General features: G+C 73.2%; 21 protein-coding genes. 13 read left to right on the forward strand and 8 right to left on the reverse strand.

What is annotated here, in order from left to right:
- The first annotated feature begins 128 nt into the window (after window positions 1–128).
- The 3 genes from EDC50_RS10800 to EDC50_RS10810 all read left to right on the forward strand — a co-directional run bounded on the left by EDC50_RS10800 (window position 129) and on the right by EDC50_RS10810 (window position 5,822).
- Entirely contained in the window at window positions 129–2,306 is a 2,178-nt protein-coding gene (locus tag EDC50_RS10800) for a hypothetical protein (RefSeq protein ID WP_123770499.1), read from the forward strand.
- Between the two features lie 198 nt (window positions 2,307–2,504).
- Window positions 2,505–4,181 carry an ABC1 kinase family protein gene (locus EDC50_RS10805; protein WP_123770500.1) on the forward strand — a complete coding sequence of 559 codons (1,677 nt, stop codon included), beginning with the start codon at window positions 2,505–2,507 and terminating at the stop codon, window positions 4,179–4,181.
- 24 nt (window positions 4,182–4,205) lie between these two features.
- Window positions 4,206–5,822, forward strand: a complete 1,617-nt coding sequence (locus tag EDC50_RS10810) for an alpha-amylase family glycosyl hydrolase (RefSeq protein ID WP_123770501.1) — start codon at window positions 4,206–4,208, stop codon at window positions 5,820–5,822.
- Between the two features lie 102 nt (window positions 5,823–5,924).
- Here EDC50_RS10810 and EDC50_RS10815 read toward each other — a convergent pair whose 3' ends face one another.
- A complete protein-coding gene (locus EDC50_RS10815; RefSeq protein WP_123770502.1) occupies window positions 5,925–6,887 on the reverse strand; it encodes a TIGR03885 family FMN-dependent LLM class oxidoreductase in 963 nt (320 codons plus the stop codon).
- Window positions 6,888–6,992: 105 nt separating this feature from the next.
- Between EDC50_RS10815 and EDC50_RS10820 the strand changes: the two genes are divergently transcribed.
- From EDC50_RS10820 to EDC50_RS10835, 4 genes are all read left to right on the forward strand, one after another.
- Window positions 6,993–7,370, forward strand: coding sequence for a sensory rhodopsin transducer (locus EDC50_RS10820; protein WP_123770503.1), 378 nt, complete (start codon window positions 6,993–6,995; stop codon window positions 7,368–7,370).
- A 7-nt stretch (window positions 7,371–7,377) separates the two neighbouring features.
- Window positions 7,378–8,574, forward strand: a complete 1,197-nt coding sequence (locus EDC50_RS10825) for a D-arabinono-1,4-lactone oxidase (RefSeq protein ID WP_123770504.1) — start codon at window positions 7,378–7,380, stop codon at window positions 8,572–8,574.
- Window positions 8,571–8,942: a sensory rhodopsin transducer gene (locus EDC50_RS10830; protein ID WP_123770505.1), complete on the forward strand. Its 372-nt coding sequence runs from the start codon at window positions 8,571–8,573 to the stop codon at window positions 8,940–8,942. The genes EDC50_RS10825 and EDC50_RS10830 overlap by 4 nt, the downstream gene beginning before the upstream one ends.
- A 108-nt stretch (window positions 8,943–9,050) precedes the next feature.
- Window positions 9,051–9,479: a CBS domain-containing protein gene (locus tag EDC50_RS10835; RefSeq protein WP_123770506.1), complete on the forward strand. Its 429-nt coding sequence runs from the start codon at window positions 9,051–9,053 to the stop codon at window positions 9,477–9,479.
- Window positions 9,480–9,848: 369 nt separating this feature from the next.
- Here the strand turns inward: EDC50_RS10835 and EDC50_RS10840 are convergent, their stop codons facing one another.
- Together EDC50_RS10840 and EDC50_RS10845 are read right to left on the reverse strand one after the other, a co-directional pair.
- Window positions 9,849–10,595 carry a ferritin-like domain-containing protein gene (locus EDC50_RS10840; protein WP_123770507.1) on the reverse strand — a complete coding sequence of 249 codons (747 nt, stop codon included), beginning with the start codon at window positions 10,593–10,595 and terminating at the stop codon, window positions 9,849–9,851.
- A gap of 25 nt (window positions 10,596–10,620) precedes the next feature.
- On the reverse strand, window positions 10,621–11,787 hold the full coding sequence (locus EDC50_RS10845) for a hypothetical protein (RefSeq protein ID WP_123770508.1): 1,167 nt from the start codon (window positions 11,785–11,787) through the stop codon (window positions 10,621–10,623).
- Window positions 11,788–12,070: 283 nt separating this feature from the next.
- Between EDC50_RS10845 and EDC50_RS10850 the strand changes: the two genes are divergently transcribed.
- Window positions 12,071–12,715, forward strand: coding sequence for a DUF4142 domain-containing protein (locus EDC50_RS10850; RefSeq protein WP_158635679.1), 645 nt, complete (start codon window positions 12,071–12,073; stop codon window positions 12,713–12,715).
- A gap of 10 nt (window positions 12,716–12,725) precedes the next feature.
- On the opposite strand, the gene EDC50_RS10855 is transcribed toward EDC50_RS10850, so the two are convergent.
- Entirely contained in the window at window positions 12,726–13,232 is a 507-nt protein-coding gene (locus EDC50_RS10855) for a hypothetical protein (protein WP_123770510.1), read from the reverse strand.
- 241 nt (window positions 13,233–13,473) lie between these two features.
- On the opposite strand from EDC50_RS10855, the gene EDC50_RS10860 reads away from it, so the two are divergent.
- From EDC50_RS10860 to EDC50_RS10865, 3 genes are read left to right on the forward strand one after another with little or no spacing between them, the layout of a single operon-like run.
- Window positions 13,474–14,805 (forward strand): sigma-54-dependent transcriptional regulator, encoded by a 1,332-nt coding sequence (locus EDC50_RS10860; protein ID WP_158635680.1) that lies wholly within the window; start codon window positions 13,474–13,476, stop codon window positions 14,803–14,805.
- Window positions 14,805–15,020 (forward strand): hypothetical protein, encoded by a 216-nt coding sequence (locus EDC50_RS16405; protein ID WP_158635681.1) that lies wholly within the window; start codon window positions 14,805–14,807, stop codon window positions 15,018–15,020. Before EDC50_RS10860 ends, EDC50_RS16405 begins: the two co-directional genes overlap by 1 nt.
- Window positions 15,017–16,891, forward strand: a complete 1,875-nt coding sequence (locus tag EDC50_RS10865; protein WP_158635682.1) for a hybrid sensor histidine kinase/response regulator — start codon at window positions 15,017–15,019, stop codon at window positions 16,889–16,891. The genes EDC50_RS16405 and EDC50_RS10865 overlap by 4 nt, the downstream gene beginning before the upstream one ends.
- A gap of 218 nt (window positions 16,892–17,109) precedes the next feature.
- Here the strand turns inward: EDC50_RS10865 and EDC50_RS10870 are convergent, their stop codons facing one another.
- Both EDC50_RS10870 and EDC50_RS10875 read right to left on the reverse strand, forming a co-directional pair.
- Window positions 17,110–18,354, reverse strand: a complete 1,245-nt coding sequence (locus EDC50_RS10870) for a BON domain-containing protein (protein ID WP_158635683.1) — start codon at window positions 18,352–18,354, stop codon at window positions 17,110–17,112.
- A gap of 133 nt (window positions 18,355–18,487) precedes the next feature.
- Window positions 18,488–19,351 carry an SDR family oxidoreductase gene (locus EDC50_RS10875; protein WP_123770514.1) on the reverse strand — a complete coding sequence of 288 codons (864 nt, stop codon included), beginning with the start codon at window positions 19,349–19,351 and terminating at the stop codon, window positions 18,488–18,490.
- 80 nt (window positions 19,352–19,431) lie between these two features.
- Between EDC50_RS10875 and EDC50_RS10880 the strand changes: the two genes are divergently transcribed.
- Complete coding sequence (locus EDC50_RS10880) at window positions 19,432–19,968, forward strand: hypothetical protein (RefSeq protein ID WP_123770515.1); 537 nt, start codon at window positions 19,432–19,434, stop codon at window positions 19,966–19,968.
- Entirely contained in the window at window positions 19,965–20,567 is a 603-nt protein-coding gene (locus EDC50_RS10885; protein WP_123770516.1) for an RES family NAD+ phosphorylase, read from the forward strand. Before EDC50_RS10880 ends, EDC50_RS10885 begins: the two co-directional genes overlap by 4 nt.
- Window positions 20,568–20,675: 108 nt before the next feature.
- On the opposite strand, the gene EDC50_RS10890 is transcribed toward EDC50_RS10885, so the two are convergent.
- Both EDC50_RS10890 and EDC50_RS10895 read right to left on the reverse strand, forming a co-directional pair.
- On the reverse strand, window positions 20,676–21,572 hold the full coding sequence (locus EDC50_RS10890; protein ID WP_123770517.1) for an SDR family oxidoreductase: 897 nt from the start codon (window positions 21,570–21,572) through the stop codon (window positions 20,676–20,678).
- Entirely contained in the window at window positions 21,569–22,537 is a 969-nt protein-coding gene (locus EDC50_RS10895; RefSeq protein WP_123770518.1) for an MBL fold metallo-hydrolase, read from the reverse strand. The genes EDC50_RS10890 and EDC50_RS10895 overlap by 4 nt, the downstream gene beginning before the upstream one ends.
- Between the last annotated feature and the right edge of the window lie 23 nt (window positions 22,538–22,560).

Consider the following 22,560-nt stretch of genomic DNA (forward strand, 5'->3'; position numbering starts at 1 on the left):
CGGCCTGGCCCGCACCCGGGCCGGGCGCCGCGGCCCGCGACCCGCGCAGGACGGCGCGCGCCGTCGCGGCCGCACGGCGGGCCCGCCCCGATGCCGCGGCGCCGGCGACTCCGTCACGAGGTTCCTCGATGCCCGAAACGTTGCCACGTCCGCCCCGCTGCGCCTGGCTGCTGCTCGGCGCGCTGCTGGCCCTGCCCGCCTGCCGCCACGACCCGCCTCCCGCATCCGCGGCGGCGCCGCGGGAAACCGCCGCCGGACGCCCCGCCGACGCCCTGCAGTTCCGCATCGCCGAGGGCCAGGTCGAGAACGCGTTCCACCAGGAAGGCCCGGTCGCCGCGCACCTGCTGCTCACCTCGGGTCCGCGGCCGCGCGTGCTGGTCGCATTCCCCGCCGGCAACAGCGGCGTCGGCGTCTGGTTCGAGGAAGCCGCGGTGCCGGTGCGCTGGACCCTGGGCGCGGTCCGCGGCGCGCGCGCGGAGGTGGAGGGGCGCGCCTGGCACGGGATCGAAGCCAGCGCCACCCTTGAGGGCGGCGCGCTGACGGTGAAGGACGCGGTGCTCGGCAGCGTGCGGGTGCTGCGTGACTACCAGCTCGGCCTGCCCTACCCGCCGGGAACCGCGGCGGCGCCCGAGGTGGCCGGGCGCACCGTCTCCTGGCGGCGCATGCGCCTGGACGGCGCGCCCGGGTATTCGGTCGCGCTGGCGGCGGAGAACGGCCGCTTCGTCCGCGCCGGCGGACGCCTGCGCCTGCAGCCGGATCGCCCCGGCGAGGCGCTGCGCCTGCGCATCGTCGCGCTGACCGGCGAGCCGCCGCTGACGCCGATTCCCGCCGGCGACCTGTTGACCGGGCGCGCCGCGCTCGACGAGCGCAGCCGCAACGCCCTGCGCTTCCTCAGCTATCGCGAGAAGTTCCTCGCCGGATCCTGGCGCTTCGACACCTATTTCGGCCGCGACACGCTGATGTCGCTGCGCCTGCTGATGCCGGCGCTGCAGCCGCAGGCGGTGGAGGCCGGCCTCGCCTCGGTGCTGGCGCGGCTGTCGCCGCGGGGCGAGGTCGCGCACGAGGAGGACATCGGCGAGTTCGCGGTGCTGCGGCACCTGGAGGAGAGCGGCCGGCCCGGTTCCGCGCCGATCTACGACTACAAGATGGTCGACGACGACTACATGCTGGCGCCGGTGGCGGCGGCGTGGCTGCTCGAGGATCCGCGTGGGCGTGCCCGTGCGGCCGCATTCCTGGCGGCCCGCGACGGCGGCGAGGCGCGCGGCGCGGCGTTGCTGCGCAACCTGCGGTTCGTCGCCGAGGCCAGCGCGGCTTTCGCGCGGGCGCCGACCCACGCCCACCTGATCGGGCTCAAGCCGGGCGTGCCGGTCGGCCAGTGGCGCGACAGCAACGAGGGCCTCGGCCGCGGCCGCTATCCCTGGGACGTCAACGCGGTCTGGGTGCCGGCGGCGCTGCGCGCGATCGGCGCCTTCGTCGACAGCGGCCTGCTCGCGCCGTACGCCGACGCCGAGGAGCTGCGCCGCCTGCGCGAGGCCGCGGCGCGCGCGGACGCATGGGAGCGGCGGGCCAAGGCGCTGTTCGCTGTGCGCATGGACAATGCGGAGGCACGGCGGCGCGTTCGCGAATACGCGGCGCACGCCGGCGTCGATCCGGCGGCGGCGCTGGCGGCGCTGGGCGACGCCGACCTGCAGTTCGCCGCGATCGCCCTCGACGCGCGCGGGCGTCCGGTGCCGGTGCTGCATTCCGACGTCGGCTTCGAACTTCTGTTCGGCAGGCCCGACGCGGCGACGCTGCAGCGCGACCTCGAAGCGGTGGTGCGCCCGTTCCCGGCCGGGCTGCTCACCGACGTCGGCCTGCTGGTGGCCAACCCGGCCTATGCCGCGCGCGACGCCTGGCCGCGGTTGGGGCGCGACGCCTACCACGGCACCGTGGTGTGGGCGTGGCAGCAGGCGCTGCTGGCCGCCGGGCTGCAGCGGCAGTTGCAGCGCGACGACCTGCCGGCGCCGACGCGTGCACGCCTGGCCGGGGCGCAGGCCAGGCTTTGGCGCGCGATCGACGCCGCCGATGCGGTGCGCACCTCGGAACTGTGGTCGTGGTCCTACGCCGACGGCCGCTACCGCATCGAGCCGTTCGGCGCGCAGGGCTCGCACGAGGACGAATCCAACGCCGCGCAGCTGTGGAGCACCGTGCGGCTGGCGATTCCGCGCCCGGCGCCCGCCGCCGGGGGGCGCAACGGAACGGAACGGCGCCCCGCCGCCGAGGCGCGGGCGCCGCAGCGGCGCGCCACCGCGGACGCAACGCGATGACCTGACGCGTCCGCCCCGCCGCGGCGTCCCACGCGCGCCACCCGGTCGCGCGTGCGTCGCACCGCGCCGGGCCCGCGTTGCCGCGGCGAACGCGAGGCAGCTCGCGCATGCGCCCTCGACGGCCGCCGCTCGTCGGCGCGCGGTGAACGGACATTGACGCGCCGCGGGTTACGGTGCGACGAGCCGCGGAGGACGCCAATGAACGAGCACATCAGAGGTCTCGCACGCACCGGGCAGATCCTGCGATTCCTGATCAAGTACCGCAATGCCGGCGTGTTCACCGGTCTCGACCTGGACGCCGCGCTGCTCGATCCGCCCGAGACCCTGCTCGAGGACGAGGCGCGCCCGGAGCGCTTCGTCGACGACCTGGAGGCGCTGGGCCCCACCTTCATCAAGGTCGGGCAGTCGCTGTCGACCCGCCCGGACATGGTGCCGCCGGCCTACGTCGCCGCGCTGCAGCGGATCCAGAACGAAGTCAAGCCGATGCCGTTCGGGCTGATCCGGCCGCAGATCGAGGAAGCCCTGGGGGGGCCGGTGACCGAGTTCTTCGCCGAACTGGACGAAACGCCGCTGGGCTCGGCCTCGCTGGCGCAGGTGCACCGCGGGCGGCTGCACGACGGCCGCCCGGTCGCGGTGAAGGTGCAGCGCCCCGGCGTGGTGGAGCAGATCCGCACCGACCTGGGCATCCTCGGCACGGTGGCCGCGCGCGTCGACCGCGCCACCCAGGTGGGGCAGCGCCTGCGCTTCGCCGACTGGGTGCACGAATTCCGCAAGACCCTGCTGGCCGAACTCGATTACTGCCTCGAGGCCGGCAACCTCGAACGCTTCGCCGTGCACCTGCAGCGCTACCCGCGGCTGTGGGTGCCGCTGCCGATATGGGAACTGACCCGCACCCGGGTGCTGACCATGGAGCTGGTGGAAGGCCTGCCGATCGAGGCGGCCACGCAGCGCTACGCGCGCCGCGACCTGCGCGCGCTGGCGGTGTCGCTGCTGCAGGGCTATCTCGACCAGACCTTCATCCACGGCGAGATCCACGCCGACCCGCACCCGGGCAACCTGATGATCACCCCGGACGCGCGCCTGGCGATCTTCGACCTGGGCATGGTCGCGCACGTGCCGCCGAAGCAGCGCCGGCGCCTGCTCAAGCTGCTGTTCTGGGCGATCGACGGGCGCGGCGAGGAGGTCGCCGACGAGGCGATCGCGCTCGGCACCCGGCTGGAGGACTTCGACGAGGAGCGCTACCTGCGCGACATCGGCCAGATGGTCGCGCGCTATGCCGCCTCCGCGGGCCTGCAGGGCGGCTCCGAGGGCCGGCTGATGGTGGACCTGACCCGCACCGGCACCGCCTGCGGCCTGCGCATGCCGCCCGAGCTCGGCCTGCTCGGCAAGACCCTGCTGCACCTGGAGAGCGTGTGCCGCCAGCTCGACCCCGAGCTCAGCGCCAAGGACGTGGTCGAGGACCATCTCGACTACATCCTGCGCGCGCAGCTGCGCGATGCGTTCTCGATGACCGCGGTCGCCGGCGAGGCGATGGAGCTGCAGAGCCTGCTGCAGGAGGCGCCGCGCAAGGTCTCGACCTTCCTGTCGCTGCTGTCGGAGAACCGGCTGCAGGTGCGGATCACCGGGTTGCAGGAATCGCCGCTGATGGAAAGCCTGCAGAAGATCGCCAACCGGATCAGCATCGGCCTGATCGTCGCCGCCCTGATCCTGGCCTCGGCGCTGCTGATGCGCATACCCGGCGGAAGCGGCGGTTACCGGATCCTGGCGCTGGCGCTGTTCCTGCTGGCCACCGCGCTGGGCCTGGGCATCGTGGTCAGCGTCCTGCTCAGCGACCGCCGCGCCAAGCCGCAGGAAGAACGCGGGCCGCGGGGCTGACCCGCAAAGGAGCGAACCGGTCCCATGTGGTATCACGACACGGCGATCTACCAGATCGATCCTTCGCTGTTCGCCGACGGCGACGGCGACGGCTGCGGCGACCTGCGCGGCATCACCGACCGCCTCGAATACGTGCGCTCGCTCGGCTTCAGCACGATCTGGCTGCTGCCGTTCTACCGCTCGCCGTTCCGCGACGGCGGCTACGACGTCAGCGACCACCTGTCGGTCGATCCGCGCTTCGGCGACATCGCCGACTTCGCCGCGCTGGTGGAACGCGCCGAGGCGCTGGGCCTGCGCGTGCTGGTCGAGCTGGTGATGCAGCACACCTCCGACCGGCACCCGTGGTTCCAGCGCGCGCGTTCGGACCGCCACTCGCCGTACCGCGACTACTACGTCTGGGCCGACGAGCCCGTCGACGACGGCCTCAAGCCGATCTTCCCCGGCGTCGAGGACAGCATCTGGACCTGGGACGAGGCCGCCGGCCAGTACTACCGGCACCTGTTCTACCGGCACGAACCCGACCTCAACCTGGCCAACCCGGCGGTGCGCGAGGAGATGTACCGGACCATGGCGTACTGGCTGCGGCTGGGCGTGGCCGGGTTCCGCGTGGACGCGGTGCCGTACATGATCGAGCGGGCGCGCCAGGCGGATCCGCGCGACGACGGCCTGTGGCTGCTCGACGACCTCCACGCCTACGCCTGGCAGCGCGCGCCCGGCGCGGTGCTGCTGGGCGAGGCGGACGTCCAGGTCGACCAGTACCGCGCCTATCTCGGCGACGAGGACCGGCTCAGCCACGTGCTCGACTTCTGGGTCAACAACCACATCTTCCTCGCCCTGGCCCGCAGGCGGGCGCGGCCGCTGTACGAGGCGCTGGAGCGCAACCGCCCGCCGCCGCCGCGCTCGCGCCGCGCGGTGTGGCTGCGCAATCACGACGAGCTCGACCTGGAGCAGCTCAGCCCGGAGGACCGCGAGGAGGTGATGCGCCAGTTCGCGCCCGATCCGGACATGCGCATCTACGGCCGCGGCATCCGCCGGCGCGTGGCGCCGATGCTCGACGGCGACCCGGCGCGCGTGGCGATGGCGCACGCGCTGCTGTTCTCGCTGCCCGGCATTCCGGTGCTGCGCTACGGCGACGAGATCGGCATGGGCGAGGACCTGAGCCGGCCGGAGCGCAACGCGGTGCGGATCCCGATGCAATGGCACGACGGGAAGAACGGCGGCTTCTCCACCGCACCCGAGGACCGGCTGGTGGTGCGGCCGGTCGCCGAGGGGCCGTTCGGCTATCGCCGGACCAACGTGGAAGCGCAGCAGTGGCGTCCCGGTTCGCTATGGGCGCGCACCCGCGACCTGGCGCGCACGCGCGCGGCGCTGCGCGAGATGCGCGGCGACGGGCGCCCGGCCAAGTTCGAGTGCGCGAGCGTGTTCGGCCTGCGCTACGACGACCCGGTCGGCGGCGACAGCCTGGTCGCCCTGGTCAACCTCGCGCCCGAGCCGGTCGAGTTCGAGCTGCGCGAGGACGACCTGGACGCGCTGGTGGACGTGGTCGCCGACGCCGGCTACGACGGCGCGCCGCCACCGCCCCGCATCCGCCTGAACGGCTACGGCTACCGCTGGTTGCGCCGCCGCCGCGGCAGCTACTGAGGCCGGGCGGACCGAGGGTTCGGCGCCGCGCGGTGCCGCGCCGCCTTCGTGGGCGCCCGATCGCGCGCATGGCGCCCGCCGGCGTTCGAAGCTCCTGCGCGGTCAGCGCAGCTCCGGCAGCACCCGCTCGCCGAACGCCTCGACGAACTCGCGCTGGGCGCGGTTCACGTTGTGCAGGTAGAGGTGGTCGAAGCCGAGCGCCAGGTCGTCCTGCAGCCAGCCCAGGTGCCGTCCCGGATCGGCGGAGACGCGCACGAAGCGGTACATGTCCTGCGGCTGCACCTCGCGCGCCAACGCCTCGTACTGCGCCGGCGTGCGCAGGTCCTCGGAGATCTCGCCCGGGAAGACGTTGGTCCGCCACTGCTCGTACGCGCCTTGCAGGGCCTCGGCCTCCTCGCGCGCGTAGGACAGCTTGACCTGCAGGTGCATCGGCTTGCCCTCGCCGCCGCCTTCGCGGAACGCGTCGACCAGCTTGCGCAGCTTGTCGCGCGGCTGGCTGATGGTGATCAGGCCGTCGGCCCACTGCGCGCCCCAGCGCGCGGTTTCCGGCGTCAGCGCCGCCACCAGCACCGGCGGCGGCGCCGGCGGCAACGTGTACAGCCGCGCCTGCTCGACCGCGAAGCTGCCATGGTGGTTCACCTCTTCGCCGCGCCACAGCGCGCGCATCGTCTCCACCGCCTCGCGCAGGCGCTCGTTGCGCGCCGGCTTCGGCGGCCACGGCGCGCCGACGACGGCCTCGTTGAGCGCCTCGCCGGTGCCTGCCGCCATCCAGAAGCGCTGCGGGAACATCCGCGCCAGCGTCGCCGCCGCCTGCGCCAGCACCGCGGGGTGATAGCGGCCCCCGGCCGGAGCGGTGACCACGCCGAACGGCAACGCCGTCGACGCCAGCGCGGCGCCGAGCCAGCACCAGGCATGCCCGCTGTGGCCCTGCACGCGGCTCCACGGGTGGAAATGATCGGAGCACATCGCCGCGCGGAAGCCCGCCGCCTCGGCGTGCCGGGCCAATTCCAGCAGCTCCTCGGGCGCGAACTGCTCGTGCGATGCGTGGTAGCCGATCTTCGCCATGCGCGTCCTCGCCGTGTCGCCGCGGGCGCAGCATACGCAGCGGCCGTGAACGCGCCGCGATCCGCCATGACGCGGCCTTGGCGCGGCGCATGCTCTGATCGCGCCATGGACCAGGCCATCGGACGCAAACGCTGGGCGATCGCGGAGGGCTACATCCCGGGCTGGAGCCACGGCCCCGCGCCCGAGCTGGAAAGCCACGAAACCTGCTGCATCCTCAACGCCGGCGACGCGCCGGCGCAGGTGCGCATCACCGTCTACTTCGAGGACCGCGAGCCCGCCGGCCCGTACCGGGTCGAGGTGCCGCCGCGCCGCACCCTGCACCTGCGCTTCAACGAACTGCGCGACCCCGAGCCGATCCCGAAGGAAACGCCGTACGCGAGCGTGATCGAGTCCGACGTGCCGATCGTCGTCCAGCACACCCGGCTGGATTCGCGCCAGGCCGAGAACGCGCTGATGTCGACGATCGCCTATCCCTGCGAATGAGCGCGCCATGGCGCAGGCGTGGCGCAACTGGTCCGGCAGCGTCGAGGCGCGGCCGCGGCGCATCGAGCGGCCGCGTTGCGAGGAGGAACTGGCGGCCATCGTGAAAGCCGCGGCCGAGCGCGGGGAGCGCGTGCGCGCGGTCGGCGCCGGGCATTCCTCCAGCGACATCGTCCGCAGCGAGGACGTGCTCGTGTCGATGGGCGGGCTGTCCGGCGTGGTCCGCGCCGACCGCGCCGCCTGCGAGGCCACCGTGCGCGCCGGCACCGCGCTCGAGGCGCTGGGCAAGGCGCTGTACGAGCACGACCTCGCCCTGCCCAACTACGGCGACGTGGCCGACCAGACCATCGGCGGCGCCATCGGCACCGGCACCCACGGCAGCGGCCGCGACCAGCCCAACCTGTCGGCGCTGCTGCTGGGCGCGCGCCTGGTCGGCTCCGACGGCCGCGTCCGCCGGATCGAGCGCACCGACCTGCACCGGTTGCGCGCGGCGCGCGTGGCGCTGGGCACCCTGGGCGTGTTCACCGAACTGGACCTGAAGCTGGTGCCCGCCTTCGACGTGGAGCGGCGCGAGTACGCGCTCGGCACCGATGCCGCCTGCGCGCTGCTGCCGGCCTTGGTCGAGCGGAACCGCAGCTTCGATTTCTACTGGTACCCGCGCCGCGACGACGTCAAGCTGCGCCTGGTCAACCCGGTCGGCGGCGGCAGCGCGGCGCCGGAGGGCGGGCGCCTGCTGGAGAAGCGCGAGGGCTACGGCCACCAGGTGATCCCCACCCACAGCGGGCTGCCGCACCGCTTCGAGGAATGCGAATACGCGTTGCCGGCGGACCAGGGCCTGGACTGCTTCCAGGAAGTGCGCGCGCGGATCAAGGCGCGCTGGCGGCGGATCGTCGCCTGGCGGGTGCTGTTCCGCACCGTCGCCGCCGACGATGCCTATCTCAGCCCGGCGCACGGCCGTGCCACGGCGACGATCTCGCTGCACCAGAACCATGCCCTGCCCTGGCGCGGGTTCTTCGCCGACATCGAGCCGGTGTTCCGCGCCTACGGCGGCCGCCCGCACTGGGGCAAGAAGCACACGCTGGAGGCCGGCGCGCTGCGCCCGCTCTACCCGCACTGGGACGACTTCCTTGCCGTGCGCGCGCAGTTCGATCCGGCCGGCGTGTTCCTCACGCCGGCGCTGCGCCGGCTGCTCGGAGTACCGGCATGAACGGGATCGGCGCGCGACGCTGGGCGTTCGCCGCCGGCCGCGTGCCGCTCCAGTCCCGCGGGCCGGAGCCGCTGTTCACCAGCCGCGACGAGTTCGCGCTGCTCAACACCGGCGACGCCCTGGCCAATGTCCGCCTGACCGTGCTGTACGCGCGACGCGAACCCGTGGGGCCTTACCGCGTCGGCGTGGCGCCGCGCCGGCTGCGGCGGTTGCGGGTGAACGACCTGATCTTTCCCGAGGCGGTGCGCCTCGGCGAGCCCTACGCGCTGCTGTTCGAGAGCGACCGCCCGGTGGTGGTGCAGTGCGCGCGCCAGGACACGCGCCGGCGCGAGAACGCCGGCTTCTGCGCGAACGCCTGGGGAGAGTGACGCCAAGTGTTTCGCCGCCCTATGCGCGCGCTTCACGACGATTGAATCCCGCTTGTGGGACGCTGCGCAATCTGACCGAACGCCCCGCGCCAAACAGGGAGAAACGCCATGAAAGTCAGCGAAATCATGACCCGCGACGTCTGCCTTGCGAAGCCGGACGAACCGATCCGCCGCGCCGCGGAGATGATGGAGAAGATGGACGTCGGCAGCCTGCCGGTGACCGACGGCGACCGCCTGGTCGGCATCGTCACCGACCGCGACATCGTGGTGCGCGGCCTGGCCCACGGCCTGGACGCCGAAAGCCCGGTGCGCGAGGTGATGACCAAGGACATCAAGTACTGCTACGAGGACGACGACGTCGACGACGTGGCGCGCAACATGGCCGACCTGGAAGTGCGCCGCCTGCCGGTGGTGAACCGCGACAAGCGCCTGGTCGGCTTCGTCTCGCTCGCCAATTTCGCGCACAGCAACGAGCAGGATGCCTCCGAGCGGCTGCTCAAGGGCGTCGCCCGGCCGCACGACTCCATGCGCCACTGAATCCAGGATCGCCGCATGCGCGCATGCGGGAGCCGTCGGCTCCCGCAGCGTCGCCCGGCGATACCGCTCTCGGGACCGCGCCGAGCGGCCGCGTGTCATCGCGGCCGATCCAGCGGACGCGCGGCGATTAATGCCTGAAACGGTTCCCGCCCCGGGGAATCCGGCCTTCGCATCCGCGGCTCGCCCGGTCCGCCGCCTGGCCACCGGATGCCGCGACGCACGTACGTCCCGTCCATCGAGGCCGCGATCCCGATCGCGGCGTTGCCGCCTTGCGTGCGCGCCGCCGCCGGAGCGGCCGGCCAGCGCGCCCGGGTGCGCCAGGGCGGCCGCCATCCGCTGCTACTCCATCTCGTACAGCGCGCGGCTCATTCATTGCCGCGTCGCCGCCGTCTCCGCCGACTGCGCCAGCATCGCTTCCAGCCAGCCGCGCACCCGCTCCAGGTGGCGGTTCTCCGAGGCGAGCGCGGTGCGGAAGCGGGCGGTCAGCTCGTCCAGGCCGAAGCCGTCGCTGAGGTCGATCAGCAGCTCCCACGAGGCCACGTCGACCAGTTCCGCGGCCAGCAGCGTCTGCAGCGCCTGCGCTGGCGTGGTGCGCGGGTCGGCCATCACCTGCAGCAGGCCCATCGACTGCACGGCGACCACGTCCGCGCACGGCGTCTGCGAGGTCGCGTCGCCGCCGAGCTGCTCGATCGCCTCGCTCAGCAGCTCGAAATGCGAAGCCTCGTCGTCGTGGATCTCCTGCAGCGCCGACAGGCTCATCCCTCGCGGCAGCTCGGCCTGGTCGACCTGGGCCAGCTTCAGCAGCGCGGCCTCGTACAGGCGGGTCCCCGAACGCTCGTAGGCGGCGCGCTCGCCGAGCTTGTCCAGCAACACCGAAAGCCGGTTGCCGGACAAGGCCTGCATCGCGGCGCCGAACACGCCCTTGATCGTGGCCGGCGGCGGCATCGAGCCCACCGCGTCCGCCTCGCTCAGGTAACCGGCGCGGATCGCGTCCGCGCCGAGCTCCGGCGCCGGCACCTCCTGCTGCATTTCCAGGCTCTCGAGCAGTTCGCCCGAGTCGATCGGCGAGGCCTTCATGCCGGTGCGGTTCTTGCCGGTGGTGATCTGGGTCTGCATGGCGTGTCTCCGTGTCGTGGCGCGTTCAGGCGGCGCGCAGGTGGCTGAGTTCGGTGCCCGGCTGCCAGCGGTAGCCGGCGGCCACCGCTTCGGACGGCGAGCCCTGCGAATTCATGTACTCGCGGTACGCGCGCGAGGCCTCGCTCTCCTCCTCCAGCGGCACGTACTGCTCGCCGTCGGCGCGCAGGTCGACCTCCTCGAGCAGGGTCTGGCGGACGAAATCGCGCTGGCTGGCGAACGGGATCGGGTCGGGCAGCCGGTCCGGCAGCAGTTCCAGCGGGTCCCGCCGCATCTGCGTCTTGAACAGTTCCATCACGTAGGCGAGCTGGCCCAGCTCGTAGTCGAGGAAGCGCTCCCAGAGCGCCTTGATCCGCGGGTTGGTCTCCTGCTCGACGCAGCCGTGGTAGTTGTAGACCTCCATCAACTCGTGCATCAGCCACTGCTCCATCCAGCTCTGGTCCGGGTCGATGATCGACTCGTACTGGGTGACGTGCTGCTGCTCGATCGAGGCGATCTCCGCGTACAGCAGGCGCGCCACGGGGTCGGTGAACAGCGGGCCGATGTTCATGTAGTAGTTGTGGGTCTGCTGCTCGCCGGCCATGATCGTCAGCGCGTGCAGCTTGGACAGCGGGTGCGCGGTGCGCGCGTCGAACGGCGTGCGCAGGTCGTCCTCGGGCGCGCGGTGCTCGACCACCGTCGGCCGGCCGGCCAGGATGTCGGTGTAGCACTGCAGGATGTTGTTCGCGTCCTTGCCTTCGAGGCGGTCGAGCATCGCCGAGTAGCGGTACAGATGGTCGAAGTCCTCGAGCAGGCCGAAGCGGTAGGTCTGCGCCAGGTACGGGTCCGGCTCGCGCTGCGCCACCGCCGCGGTCACCTCGATCGCGACCTGCTCGTAGGCGATGGTGGTCTCCAGCGGCGAATGGTCGGCGCCCAGCAGCCAGTTCACCGCGGTGGCCTGGTGGTGTTCGATGCGCCGCACCTTGGCCAGCGGCAGCCGCAGGTCGCGGTTCATCCGCGCCGCGGCGTGCTGGAAACGGAAGGCCTCGTTCTCGACGCCGTTCATCAGGATCACGCGGACGCGGGTGAACGCGTCGTCGTCGAGCTTGCTGATCGGCTTCTGTACCAGCTCGCTCCAGGTGAAGCGCTGCTTCTCGATCGGACATCCTTTGATGTCGCTCAGGCTCAGGGACATGGGGTTTCTCCTCCGCGGCCGATGCGTGCCGCTCGAAGGAGGCACGCAACGGCCGTGCCACCGCCGCCGCGCCGCGCGTTCGCCCCGCCGCGCACGCACGCGCAAGAGTTGCCGGGCGGCGGGCAAGCTTTTCCGCGCCGGCGCTGCGCGCCGCCCCGGTCGCCCTCGCCTTCACGGCCCGAGCGCCGGGCTTGGCTTAGCTTGGCGACGCTCCGTTCCGCGCCGGCGCCGCGCGGCGTCCGGTGCGGCGGGCGCCCTATCGAACCCTGTGAGGAGCAACGCCATGAAAACCCGCACCCTTCTGGTTCCCGCGCTCGTGCTCGCGCTCGGCGCCCTGCCGGCCTGCAACCGCGACCGCGACGGCGTCAACGACATGGAAGGCAGGCCGCAGACCGACGTGACCCCGCCGAACGCCGACGCCCCCGCCGCCAACACCGGCAGCGCGCCGGCGCCGACGATGGATCAGGGGCAGGCCGCCGCTGCCGACCCGCAGGGCGAATCGCTGGGACTGGTGCAGGCGGTGGACGAGCATGAGATCGCCGCCGCCGAGCAGGCCCGGACCAAGAACCCGAGCCAGCCGGTGCTCGAGTACGCCAACATGCTGCACGGCGAGCACAGCAAGCACCTGCAGGCCGGGCGCGACCTCGCGCGCCAGATCTCGGTCGATCCTGCGACCACGCCCGCGGTCGCCGCGCAGCGCGACAAGGGCCAGGCCGAACTGCGCCGCCTGGCGGATCTGAACGGCAAGGCGTACGAGGACGCCTACGTCGACGCGATGGTCAAGGGCCATACCGAGGCGCTGGCGATGCTCGATGCGAAGCTGCCGACCGTCACCGATGACCGCCTGAAGCAGTTCCTTACCGAGACGCGCGCCGCGATCGCCAAGCACCTCGACCACGGCAAGCAGTTGCAGGGCTCGCGCCGGTAGGCGCGCGGCGCTACGGCGCCCGCGCCTGCCGCCGCGCGCCGGCGTTCGACGCCGCGGCGGGCCGGTGCGGCCCCGGCGCCCGGACCCGCGACCGCAGCGCGGCGGCCAGCGTCAACCCCAGGGCGAAGGCGGCGTAGGTCGCGGCCATCGCGGGCCCGCCCAGATGGCGCTCGAACCCCGGGGTGAGGCGCCGCGGCACCACATGGTAGTCGACCAGATAGGCCGCCGCGCTCACCGCCAGAGCGGGCGGCCACGCGCGCGAGCGCGGGCGGCGCTCGCGCCAGGCCTCGTAGAAGAGCGCCCAGAAGAACGAGCTGGCATGGTGGATCGCGTAGCCGGCGACGGTATGGCGCACGTCGACGCGGTGCACGCGCCGCGCGCGTTCGCCCCACAGCCAGTGGCTGGTGGCGTTGGTGGCGCTCGCCGCCGAGCCGGTGGCCTTGCGCCCGGCCAGCGAGACCACCCAGGTCGACAGCACGCTGGCGCAGGTCGCCGAGGCGAGTGCGCGCAGCGCCACTTGCGACGCCTGCCGCATGCGCGCGGCGGAAACGCGAGCGCGCGCGGCGGGCGCGCCGAGGTTTCGTTTCGGGGTATGAGGATGCATGTCCACCTTCCGCGTCGCCTGCTGCACGTAATGCCGGCATCGGCGTGTCGCGGCCGTGAACCGGTGCGCAGACACCTTGGTGAACCGTAGTCGACGGTGCATTAACCGCAGCTTCGCTACGCTGACTCCGGGTCTGGCAGGGAAAGAGGGCGACGTGAACCCGAGTTTGCTGATAGTCGACGACGACCACAGCTTCGCCCAGTCGGCCGCGGATTTCGCCCGCTCGCGCGGGTTCCAGCCCTTCCATGCGCAGACGCTCGCGCAGTCGCGCCAACTCGCCCGCAGCCGCAGCCACGACCTGGTGCTGCTCGACCTCGACCTGCCCGACGGCAACGGCCTGGACCTGCTGCAGGATCTCGACGCGCCGGAACTGAGCCGCATCGCCATCGTCACCGGACAGCCGACGCTGGAGACGGCGCGGCGGGCGGTGTCGCTGCCCGTCAGCGAGTATCTGCTCAAGCCCCTGTGCCCGGAGCAATTCGACGCCCTGCTCAGCAACGCCGCCGCGCGCAGCCAACCGTTGCCGACGCCGTCGGGCGAGCGGCTCGGCATCGTCGGCGACTGCGCGGCGATGCGCCAGGTGATGAGCGACATCGAGCGGGTCGCGCCGACCGCCGCGACCGTGCTGGTGCACGGCGCCAGCGGCACCGGCAAGGAGCTGGTCGCGCGCGCGGTGCACGCCCGCAGCGGCCGCAGCGGCCCGTTGATCGCGGTCAACGCGGGCGCGATCGCGCCGGACCTGCTCGCCAGCCACCTGTTCGGCCACGAGCGAGGCAGCTTCACCGGCGCGGCCACCCGCCACATCGGCTACTTCGAGCAGGCCAACCACGGCACGCTGTTCCTCGACGAGATCACCGAGATGCCGCTGCAGCTGCAGGTGTACCTGCTGCGCGTGCTGGAGACCGGCGCGGTGACCCGGGTCGGCGGCACCGACGCCATCCCGGTCGACGTGCGCATCGTCGCCGCGACCAACCGCAATCCCTGGCAGGCGGTGGAAGCGGGCGCGTTGCGCGAGGACCTGTTCTACCGCCTGGCCGACTTCCAGATCGAGCTGCCGCCGCTGAGCGCGCGCGGCTCCGACGTGATCCTGCTCGCGCGCCTGTTCCTGCAACGCCTGAACGAGGCCTACCGCACCGAGAAGCGCTTCGCCGACGGCACCGAGCGGGCGCTGAAGCAGCACACCTGGCCGGGCAACGTGCGCGAGCTGCGTAGCGCGGTGCTGCGCGGCTTCCTGACCGGCGACGGCGACGTCGTGCACGTGCGCCCCGGCGGCCGGCGCGTGCCGGCCGCGCACGTGGAGCACAACGACGCCGCCACGGTCACGTTCACGGTGGGCATGAGCTACGCCGAGGTCGAGCGCGAGATGCTGCGCAAGACCCTCGCCCACTTCGGCAACGACCGCACCCGCACCGCCAAGGCGCTCGGCGTCAGCGTCCGCACGATCCACAACCAGCTCGCACGGATGCGTCGCACGGGGCAGGTTTGATGGATCCCTCCGCCCGGGCCGATGGCGAGTTCCGGCAATGGATGCATCGGCTCCGCAACGAGCTGAACGGGGTGGCCATGGCCACCGCCGCCGCCGCCGCGCTGCTCGACGCCGGGGCCCCGCCCGAACAGGTCGCGCGCAACCTGGGCCGCGCCCAGGACGCATGCCGCCGCTGCCGCGACCTGCTGCAGGACGTCCCCGAGCCCGGCCCATGATCCGGCGGTCGCCGCTGCTGCTGCGGCTGCGCGATCTCGCGCTGGCCCTGCCGCTGGCCTATGCGGCGCTGGCGCTGCACGCGCACTACGGGCGCGCCGGCGCCTTGCCCACCAGCGCCGGCTATCTCGCGGTGATCGCCGCCAGCCTGCTGCTCGGCCTGCGCGCGGGCCTGCTCACCGTGGCGGCGCTGTCGCTCGGCGCGATGCTGCGCGCGCCGCACCCCGGGCCCAGCGAGCTCGCCCTGTTCGCGCTGCTCGGCGCCGCCCTGGCCTGGCTGGTCGCCGACGTCGGCGAACGCCGGCGCAGCGAGAAGCGCCGCCGCGCCGACCTGATCGAGCAGCGGCTGCGGGCCGAGACCGAGCAGCGCGCGCTGCTCGACCACCTGCCGAAGATGGTCTGGATCGCCGAGCCGGACGGTTCGATCCGCTACCACAACCGCTTCTGGTACGAGTACACCGGCCTGAGCGGGCGCGAGGACTGGCGCGCGATCGTCCACCCCGACGACCTGCAGCGCGGCCTGTCGGCCTGGAAGCAGGCGATGGAGCGCGCCGAGCCGCTGAACGTGGAACTGCGCTTCCGCCGCGGCGCCGACGACGCCTACCGCTGGCACGTGGTGAAGGGCGTGCCGATCGCCGACGAGACCGGCCGCGTGCGCTGCTGGTACGGCGCCAGCACCGACATCGAGGACCAGAAGCGCGCGCTGGAGACCCTGGCGGCGGCGAACGAACGCATCAGCCGCTTCCTCGCCGTGCTCAGCCACGAACTGCGCAATCCGCTGGCCGGCATCGCCAGCGCCTGCGCGCTGATGAACCGCGCCGACGCCGACCAGACGCAGCGGCGCCAGGCGTTGGCCACCATCGCCCGCCAGGGGCAGCACCTGCGGCGGATGGTCGACGACCTGCTCGACATCTCCCGGGTGACCCAGGGCAAGGTGGAGCTGCGCCGCGGCCCGGTCGAACTGGTGCGGCTGCTGGCCGAGGTGTTGCAGGACAACCGCGCCGCCGCCGGCCACGCCGGCGTGCGCCTGGAGCCGCTGCCGGCGCTGCCGCCGTGCTGGGTCGACGGCGACCGCGCGCGGCTGCGGCAAGTGTTCGACAACCTGGTGTCCAACGCGATCAAGGCCGGCGGCGCCGGCCAGCGCGTGCGGGTCGAGCTGGCGCGCGACGGCAACGAAGCCGTGGTCTGGGTGATCGACCAGGGCCAGGGCTTCGACGACGACCAGCGCCGGCGCATCTTCGAGCCGTTCGTGCAATCGGCCGGCTGGCAGTCGCGCGGGCTCGGGCTGGGCCTGAGCATCGTGCAGAGCATCGTCGAGCTGCACCGCGGCCGCGTGTCGGCGCACAGCGACGGGCCCGGCAAGGGCGCGCGCTTCGCCGTGCGCCTGCCGCTGGCGCTGGCGCCGCCCGCCCCGCACGAGGCCGACGGGCCTCTGCGCCGCGCGACGCGCTCGGCCAGCGTGCTGATCGTCGAGGACGAGGCCGACATCGCCGAGTCGTTGCGCACGCTGCTGGCGCTGGAAGGCTACGACGTGGCGGTCGCCGAGGACGCGGACGCCGCGCTCTCGGCCAGCCGCGCGCGGCCGTTCGACGTGGTGCTGTGCGACCTGGAGCTGCACGAATCGCAGCCCGGCCAGCGCTCGGGCTACCTGGTCGCCAGCGCGCTGCAGGAGCTGGTACGGCCGCCGTACCTGATCGCCTACAGCGGCTACGGCCAGGCCGCCGACCGCGAGCAGTCGGCGCTGGCCGGGTTCCAGGCGCACCTGGTGAAGCCGGCGACGCTCGAGGAGATCGTCGCCGCGATCGAGGAAGGGTTGCAGCAGCGCCGCCGGCCGGTCGACGCGCGCCAGGGCGCGCCACTGGCCGCCGGCTAGAAGACGCGCATCGCCAGCCTGCGTTGGCGGGCAAGGCGAGAACGGGCGCCCGGATCGGCCCAATGGGCGATCGTTCGCCCGCGCCGCGCCGTGCTGCATCCGGGACGGCGCGTGGCCGAGGACGGATTCACCGGGATCGGCCCGTCGACGATTCCTGGATACGCGACGCCCCGCCCGTCGCGGGCGGGGCGTCGTGCGGCGCATCGCCGCTACCGGGCCTACGAGCTCTTCGGCTGCGAGGCCGAACCGCCGTTGTCCAGCGAGCTGCGCCCCGGGGTGGCGCCGCTCAGGGTGCCGCCGGAGGTCGAGCCCGCGGTCGAGCCGGTCGTCGCGTCGCCGCTCGTGCCCATGCTGCCGCCACTGCGGCCGCCGGCCTGCTGGCCCATGCCGCTCTCGCCGCCCTGCTGCTGCCAGCGCGGCTTGACCTGGATCCGGTTCTCGACCTGCTTGACCCCGGTGCAGGCGTCGGCGATGTCCTCGGCGCGATGCTTCATCCAGCGCTCGTCGACGCTGCCCTCGAGGGTGACCGTGCCGCCCGAGCAGCGCACGGTGATGTCGCTGGCGTCGATGTACTCGTCGTCGGTCAGCCGCTCGTTGATGTCCTCGACGATGCGCTCGTCGGACCGGGTGTACTGGCGCGGGCCGCGGCCGCGGTAGTTCGTCTGCCGCCCGCTCTCGCCGCCCTGCATCCCGCCGCCCTGGGCGCCGCCTCCGCCGTAGCCTTGGCCGTACTGGCCGCGGCCGGAGCCCTGGCCGCGCCTGCCGCCTTCGCCGTAGCCGCCCTGCGCCTGCGAGGACCCGTAGCCCTGCGCGCCGTACCCCTGCGACTGCGAACCGTAGCCGCCCTGCCGGCCGTAGTCCTGGCTGCCGGCGTAGCCCTGGTTGTGCGCGCCGTAGCCGCGGAACTCGCTTTCGCCGTAGCCCTGCCAGCCGCGGCCCTCGCCATAGCCCTGGGCGCCGCGTTCCTCGCCGCGCGAACGGTCGGCGCCGCCGCCGTAGTATTCGCCGCCCGCGCCGCGGCCCAGGCCGCCGCCCATGCCGCTCATCCGCTCGGACCCGCGGCCGCGCTCGCCGGCGTAGTCCTGGCCCTGCCAGCCGCGTTCCTGTTCGCCGTAGCCGCTGCGGCTCCCCGCGTGGCTGCCGGCGCCGCTCCAGCGTCCGCCGCGGCCGCCTTCCCAGCCGCGCTCGTCGGCCTCGTCGTCGGAACGGCCGTAGGAGCCGGGCTGGCCGGAACGCCGCGATTGCCCGCGCATGCCGCCCTCGTCCCAGTCGTGCGCGCCGTACTCGCCGGAGCGCTCGCGGCCGCTGCCGTAGCGTGGCGTGCCGCTCTCGTCCCAGTCGCGCCGGGATTCGTCGTCGTCGCGCTGGTACGCGCCGCCGCGGCTGCCCTGCCAGCGCTGTTGCGTGCCGTAGCCGCGTTCGCGGCCCTGGCCTTCGTTACGCCATGTCTCTCGCTCGTTCATCTGTTCTCTCCTTCCAGTCAGCATCGCCCACCCGGCCTCGAGGCACCGCGCGCCCAGGCGCAGGGCCTCGGCCGCGGCGGCCTTGAGTTCTCCGGTTCCGGTTCGTTCCGCGCGCCCGTCGCGCGCCGTTTCGTCACGCACTGATGTGTCCTCCGCCGTTGATGTGGATGGTCTGGCCGGTGACGAACGAGGCGTCCTGCGAGGCCAGGTACACGTAGGCCGGCGCGATCTCCGACGGCTGGCCGGCGCGGCCGAGCAGGGTGTCGCGGCCGAACTGCCCGACCTGCTCGGCGGAAAAGCTGGCCGGGATCAGCGGCGTCCACACCGGCCCGGGCGCGACCGCGTTCACGCGGATGCCGCGTTCGGCCACCGCCTTGGCCAGGGAGAAGGTGAATGCGTGGATCGCGCCCTTGGTGGCGGCGTAGTCGATCAGCCGGTCGTGGCCGCGCACGCCGGTGACCGAGCCGGTGTTGATGATCGCCGCGCCCTCGGCCATATGCGGCAGCGCGGCCTTCACCAGGAAGATGTAGGCGAAGATGTTGGTGCGGAAGGTGCGCTCGACCTGCGCCTCGTTCAGCGCTTCCGGCGCGGACACCGCGTGCTGCTCGGCGGCGTTGTTGACCAGCACGTCGATGCGGCCGAACTCGCTCACCACCCTGCGCACCAGCTCGGCGCAGGTTCCGGCGTCGCCGAGGTCGCCCCGGAACAGCAGGCAGCGCGCGCCCTCCTCGCGCACCAGGCGCTCGCACTCGCGCGCATCCGCCTCCTCCTCGAGGTAGGCGATCGCGACGTCGGCGCCCTCGCGGGCGAAATGCAGCGCCACCGCCCGCCCGATGCCGCTGTCGCCGCCGGTCACCAGCGCGACCTTGCCGCGCAGGCGGTCGGCGCCGCGGTAGCCCTCGCGGATGCTTTCCGGCGGCGGCACCATCCGGTCCTGCCGGCCGGGCTGGCGCGGCTGCGATTGCGGCGGCTGCGGGGGCGTCTGGCGGTTCTGCATCGGCGTGCGTCTGGCTCTGCCACGGTCGCGCTTTCGATCGCCTACGGGCCCGCAATTCCTGTGCCAGCGCGGCGTGCGCCGTGCACGCGGCCGCGCCGCGGGCGCCGGCGGCGGCGCGCAAATATTTCCTGTCCGCGCGCAGCCGCTGCGCTCGCCGCCGCATGCGCCTTTTGCGCGCCGTGCACGCGGCGGATGGCATGAAGACGGCGTCGCATGTGCGACGCCCGACACGGGAACCGCCGATGAAACCCATGCTCGCATTCGTCGCGCTCGGCCTCTTGCTCGGCGCTGCCGGTTGCGACCGGCGCGACCAGCAGCCGGTGACGCCCTCTTCCACGAACGACACCACCGCCCCGCCCGGTGCGCCCGGCACCGCCGCCAGCAGCGGGTCGGAAACCAGCGCCGGCGCGGCCACCGCCGCCGGCACCGCCGCCGGCACGGACACCGCGGGCGCCACGACCTGCGCGGGCATGAGCGGGCAGGACCTGCTCGATTGCCGGGCGCGCGCCAGCGCCAGCGGCCAGCAGCCCCCGCCGGCGCAGCAGCCGAGCCAGATCCAGAGCGAGCAGAACGAACGGCAGGGCGGCGAGGGCCGCGACGGAACGCCGCAACCATGAACCGTCCATCGAAGAAGCCCGGACCGGGCGCAGTGCAACGCGACGGCGACCTGGACGAGCAGCTCGCCGACACCTTCCCGGCCAGCGACCCGTCCTCGGCCACCGCGCCCGGCTCGACCCGGGCCGTGCCCGAGCCGGCGCCGCACGCGCTGGTCTACCGCATCGTCCTCGAGCGCGCGGCGCCGACCGCGTTCTCGCCCGAAGGCGCCTCCCCGCGCGCGGGACGCTGGTCCAGCGCGTCCACCAGCGCGATCTACGCCTCGCTGTCGCCGGCCTGCGCGCTGCTCGAGTTCCTCGCCCACCTCGAGGACCGCCCCGGCCAGGACCTGCGCCTGGTGGTGGCTTCGCTGCCGCTGGAGTGCGTGCACGCCGTCGATGCGCCGCCGCCGCACTGGCGCGAGCGCCCCTACCGCCCCGAGGTCCAGCGGGTGGGCGACGAATGGGTACGCGAGCGCCGGTCGCTGGCGCTGAAGGTGCCCAGCGCGCTGATGCCGCGCGAGCACAACGTACTGATCAACCCGCACCATCCCGACGCGGACAGGCTCGCGCTGCTGTCCAGCGATCCGGTGACGGTGGATTCGCGGCTGTACCTGGGGTGAGCGAGGGCAACGAAGCGGAACGGGGCGTGCGCGGCGCCGTGCGGCGAACGAACCGGCGCGGGCGACCGCCCGTTCCCGGTTCCCCTCCCGCCCGTTCCCCGGGCCCGCTCACGCCGGCGCGCTGCCGCGCCCGAAGATGCGTCCGCTCTCGCTGGGCCGGTACAGGATGCCTTCCGGCTGGATCGGCGGCACCTCGCGCTGCTGCCGGCCCTCCTGCAGCGCCTCCATGCGGTCCGCCAGGTGCGGCATCAGCGCGGACATGGTGGTATGCACCTTGGACAGGGCGCCGACCTTGACGTCGCGGCCGCCCTCCTCGGCCGCCTTCAGGATCGCCTCCGCCACTTTCGGCGGCTCGATCATCGGCCTCGGCAGCTTGGGCTCGCGCGCCATGTAGTTGCGCGCGTGCTCCGGATACGGCGTGTCCACCGCGGTCGGCTGGATCAGGGTGATCGACACCGGCGCCTTGTCGACGCGCTCGACTTCCACCCGCAACGCGTCGGTGAAGCCCTTCACCGCGTGCTTGGACGCGGCGTACATGCCCTGCAGCGGGATCACCGCCTCGGACGCCTCGCTGCCGACGTTGATCAGCGCACCGCCCTGGCGCTTCAGGTGCGGCAGCGCGGCCAGCGAGCCGTACACCACGCCCCAGAAGTTGGTGTCGAACAGGCGGCGGTTGTCCTCGTCGCTGACTTCGCTCAGGCGGCCGTAGATCGCCACCCCGGCGTTGTTCACCCAGGTGTCGATGCGGCCGTAGCGCAGCACCGCCATCTCCGCCGCCTCGAGCATGTCCTGGCGCTTGCCGACGTCCGCGGGCACGGCGATCGCCTCGCCGCCGACGTCGCGGATATGGCTGGCCAGCTCCTGCAGCGTGTGCGCGCTGCGCGCGATCAGCACCAGCCGCGCGCCGCGCTCGGCGGCCCGCAATGCGGTGCACAGGCCGATGCCGCTCGAGGCGCCGGTGATCACCATGACTTGGTCTTCGATCGGCTTCAGCGGAATCTTCATCCCCGGGTTCCTCCAGTGCGTGCGTGGTTCATGCGTTCGCCGGAACGCGGATCGGCCGCGGCCCGCGCCGCGAGCGCCGGCCCGCGCGCGTCCGGTCCGGTTGCCCTGCCGCGCGCGAGGCCGTCCTCGCGCTGCGCCTGCTCCCATTCGAGCCGGTCGTGCGAGCACATGATCCGCACCTCGCGCCCGGACCCGTAGGCGAGCTGGCGCAGCCGCTCCTGGTTGATCAGGCGGCTGCGCCGGTCGGCCTCCATCAACCGCTGGTACAGGCGCAGCCCCGGCGGGCACCGGGCCGACGGGAAGCCGCGCGCCTCGGTGGGGATCTCGTCGCGATGGAAGTAGGCGTCGCCGGCCAGCAGCAGCCACTGCCGGCCGTCGTGCACCGCGACGCCGCAGTGGCCGCGGGTATGGCCCACCAGCGGCACCATCAGGATCTCCGGCGGCAGCCCGGTCAGCTGGCGCACGCAACGGAAGCCGAACCAGGGCTCGCCCTGCGCGGTGTAGGTCTTCCACTGCACCGCGCGCTGCCACTGCGGCGGCCGGTACCGGCGCCGCGCCACCCATCCGCGCGGATGGGTGGCGGCGTTCAGTTCCTCGGCGTAGACGTGGACCCGCGCGTACGGGAAGTCGCAGATGCCGCCGGCGTGGTCGAAGTCCAGATGGGTCAGGACGATGTCGCGCACGTCGGTGGCCGAGTAGCCCAGCGCCTCGACCTGCGCCAGCGCGGTCTCGCTCATGCGGTAGCGCGGCCGCAACAGGCCGGTCAGGGCGCGGCTCAGGCGCGGATGCGGATGATTGACGTCGTCGCGCCCGAGCCCGGTGTCGACCAGCACCAGGCCGCTGCCGGTCTCGATCAGCAGGCAGTGGCAGACCAGTTGCGCCGGCGCGAGCCAGCCGCTGCGGCCGTCGACCAGGCGGCCGCCGAACGGGCACAGGCTGCCGCAATTGAGATGATGCACGCGCATGGACGTTTCCTCGCCTGGGGAAA

Source organism: Vulcaniibacterium tengchongense (genome assembly GCF_003814555.1).
Lineage (GTDB): Bacteria > Pseudomonadota > Gammaproteobacteria > Xanthomonadales > Xanthomonadaceae > Vulcaniibacterium > Vulcaniibacterium tengchongense.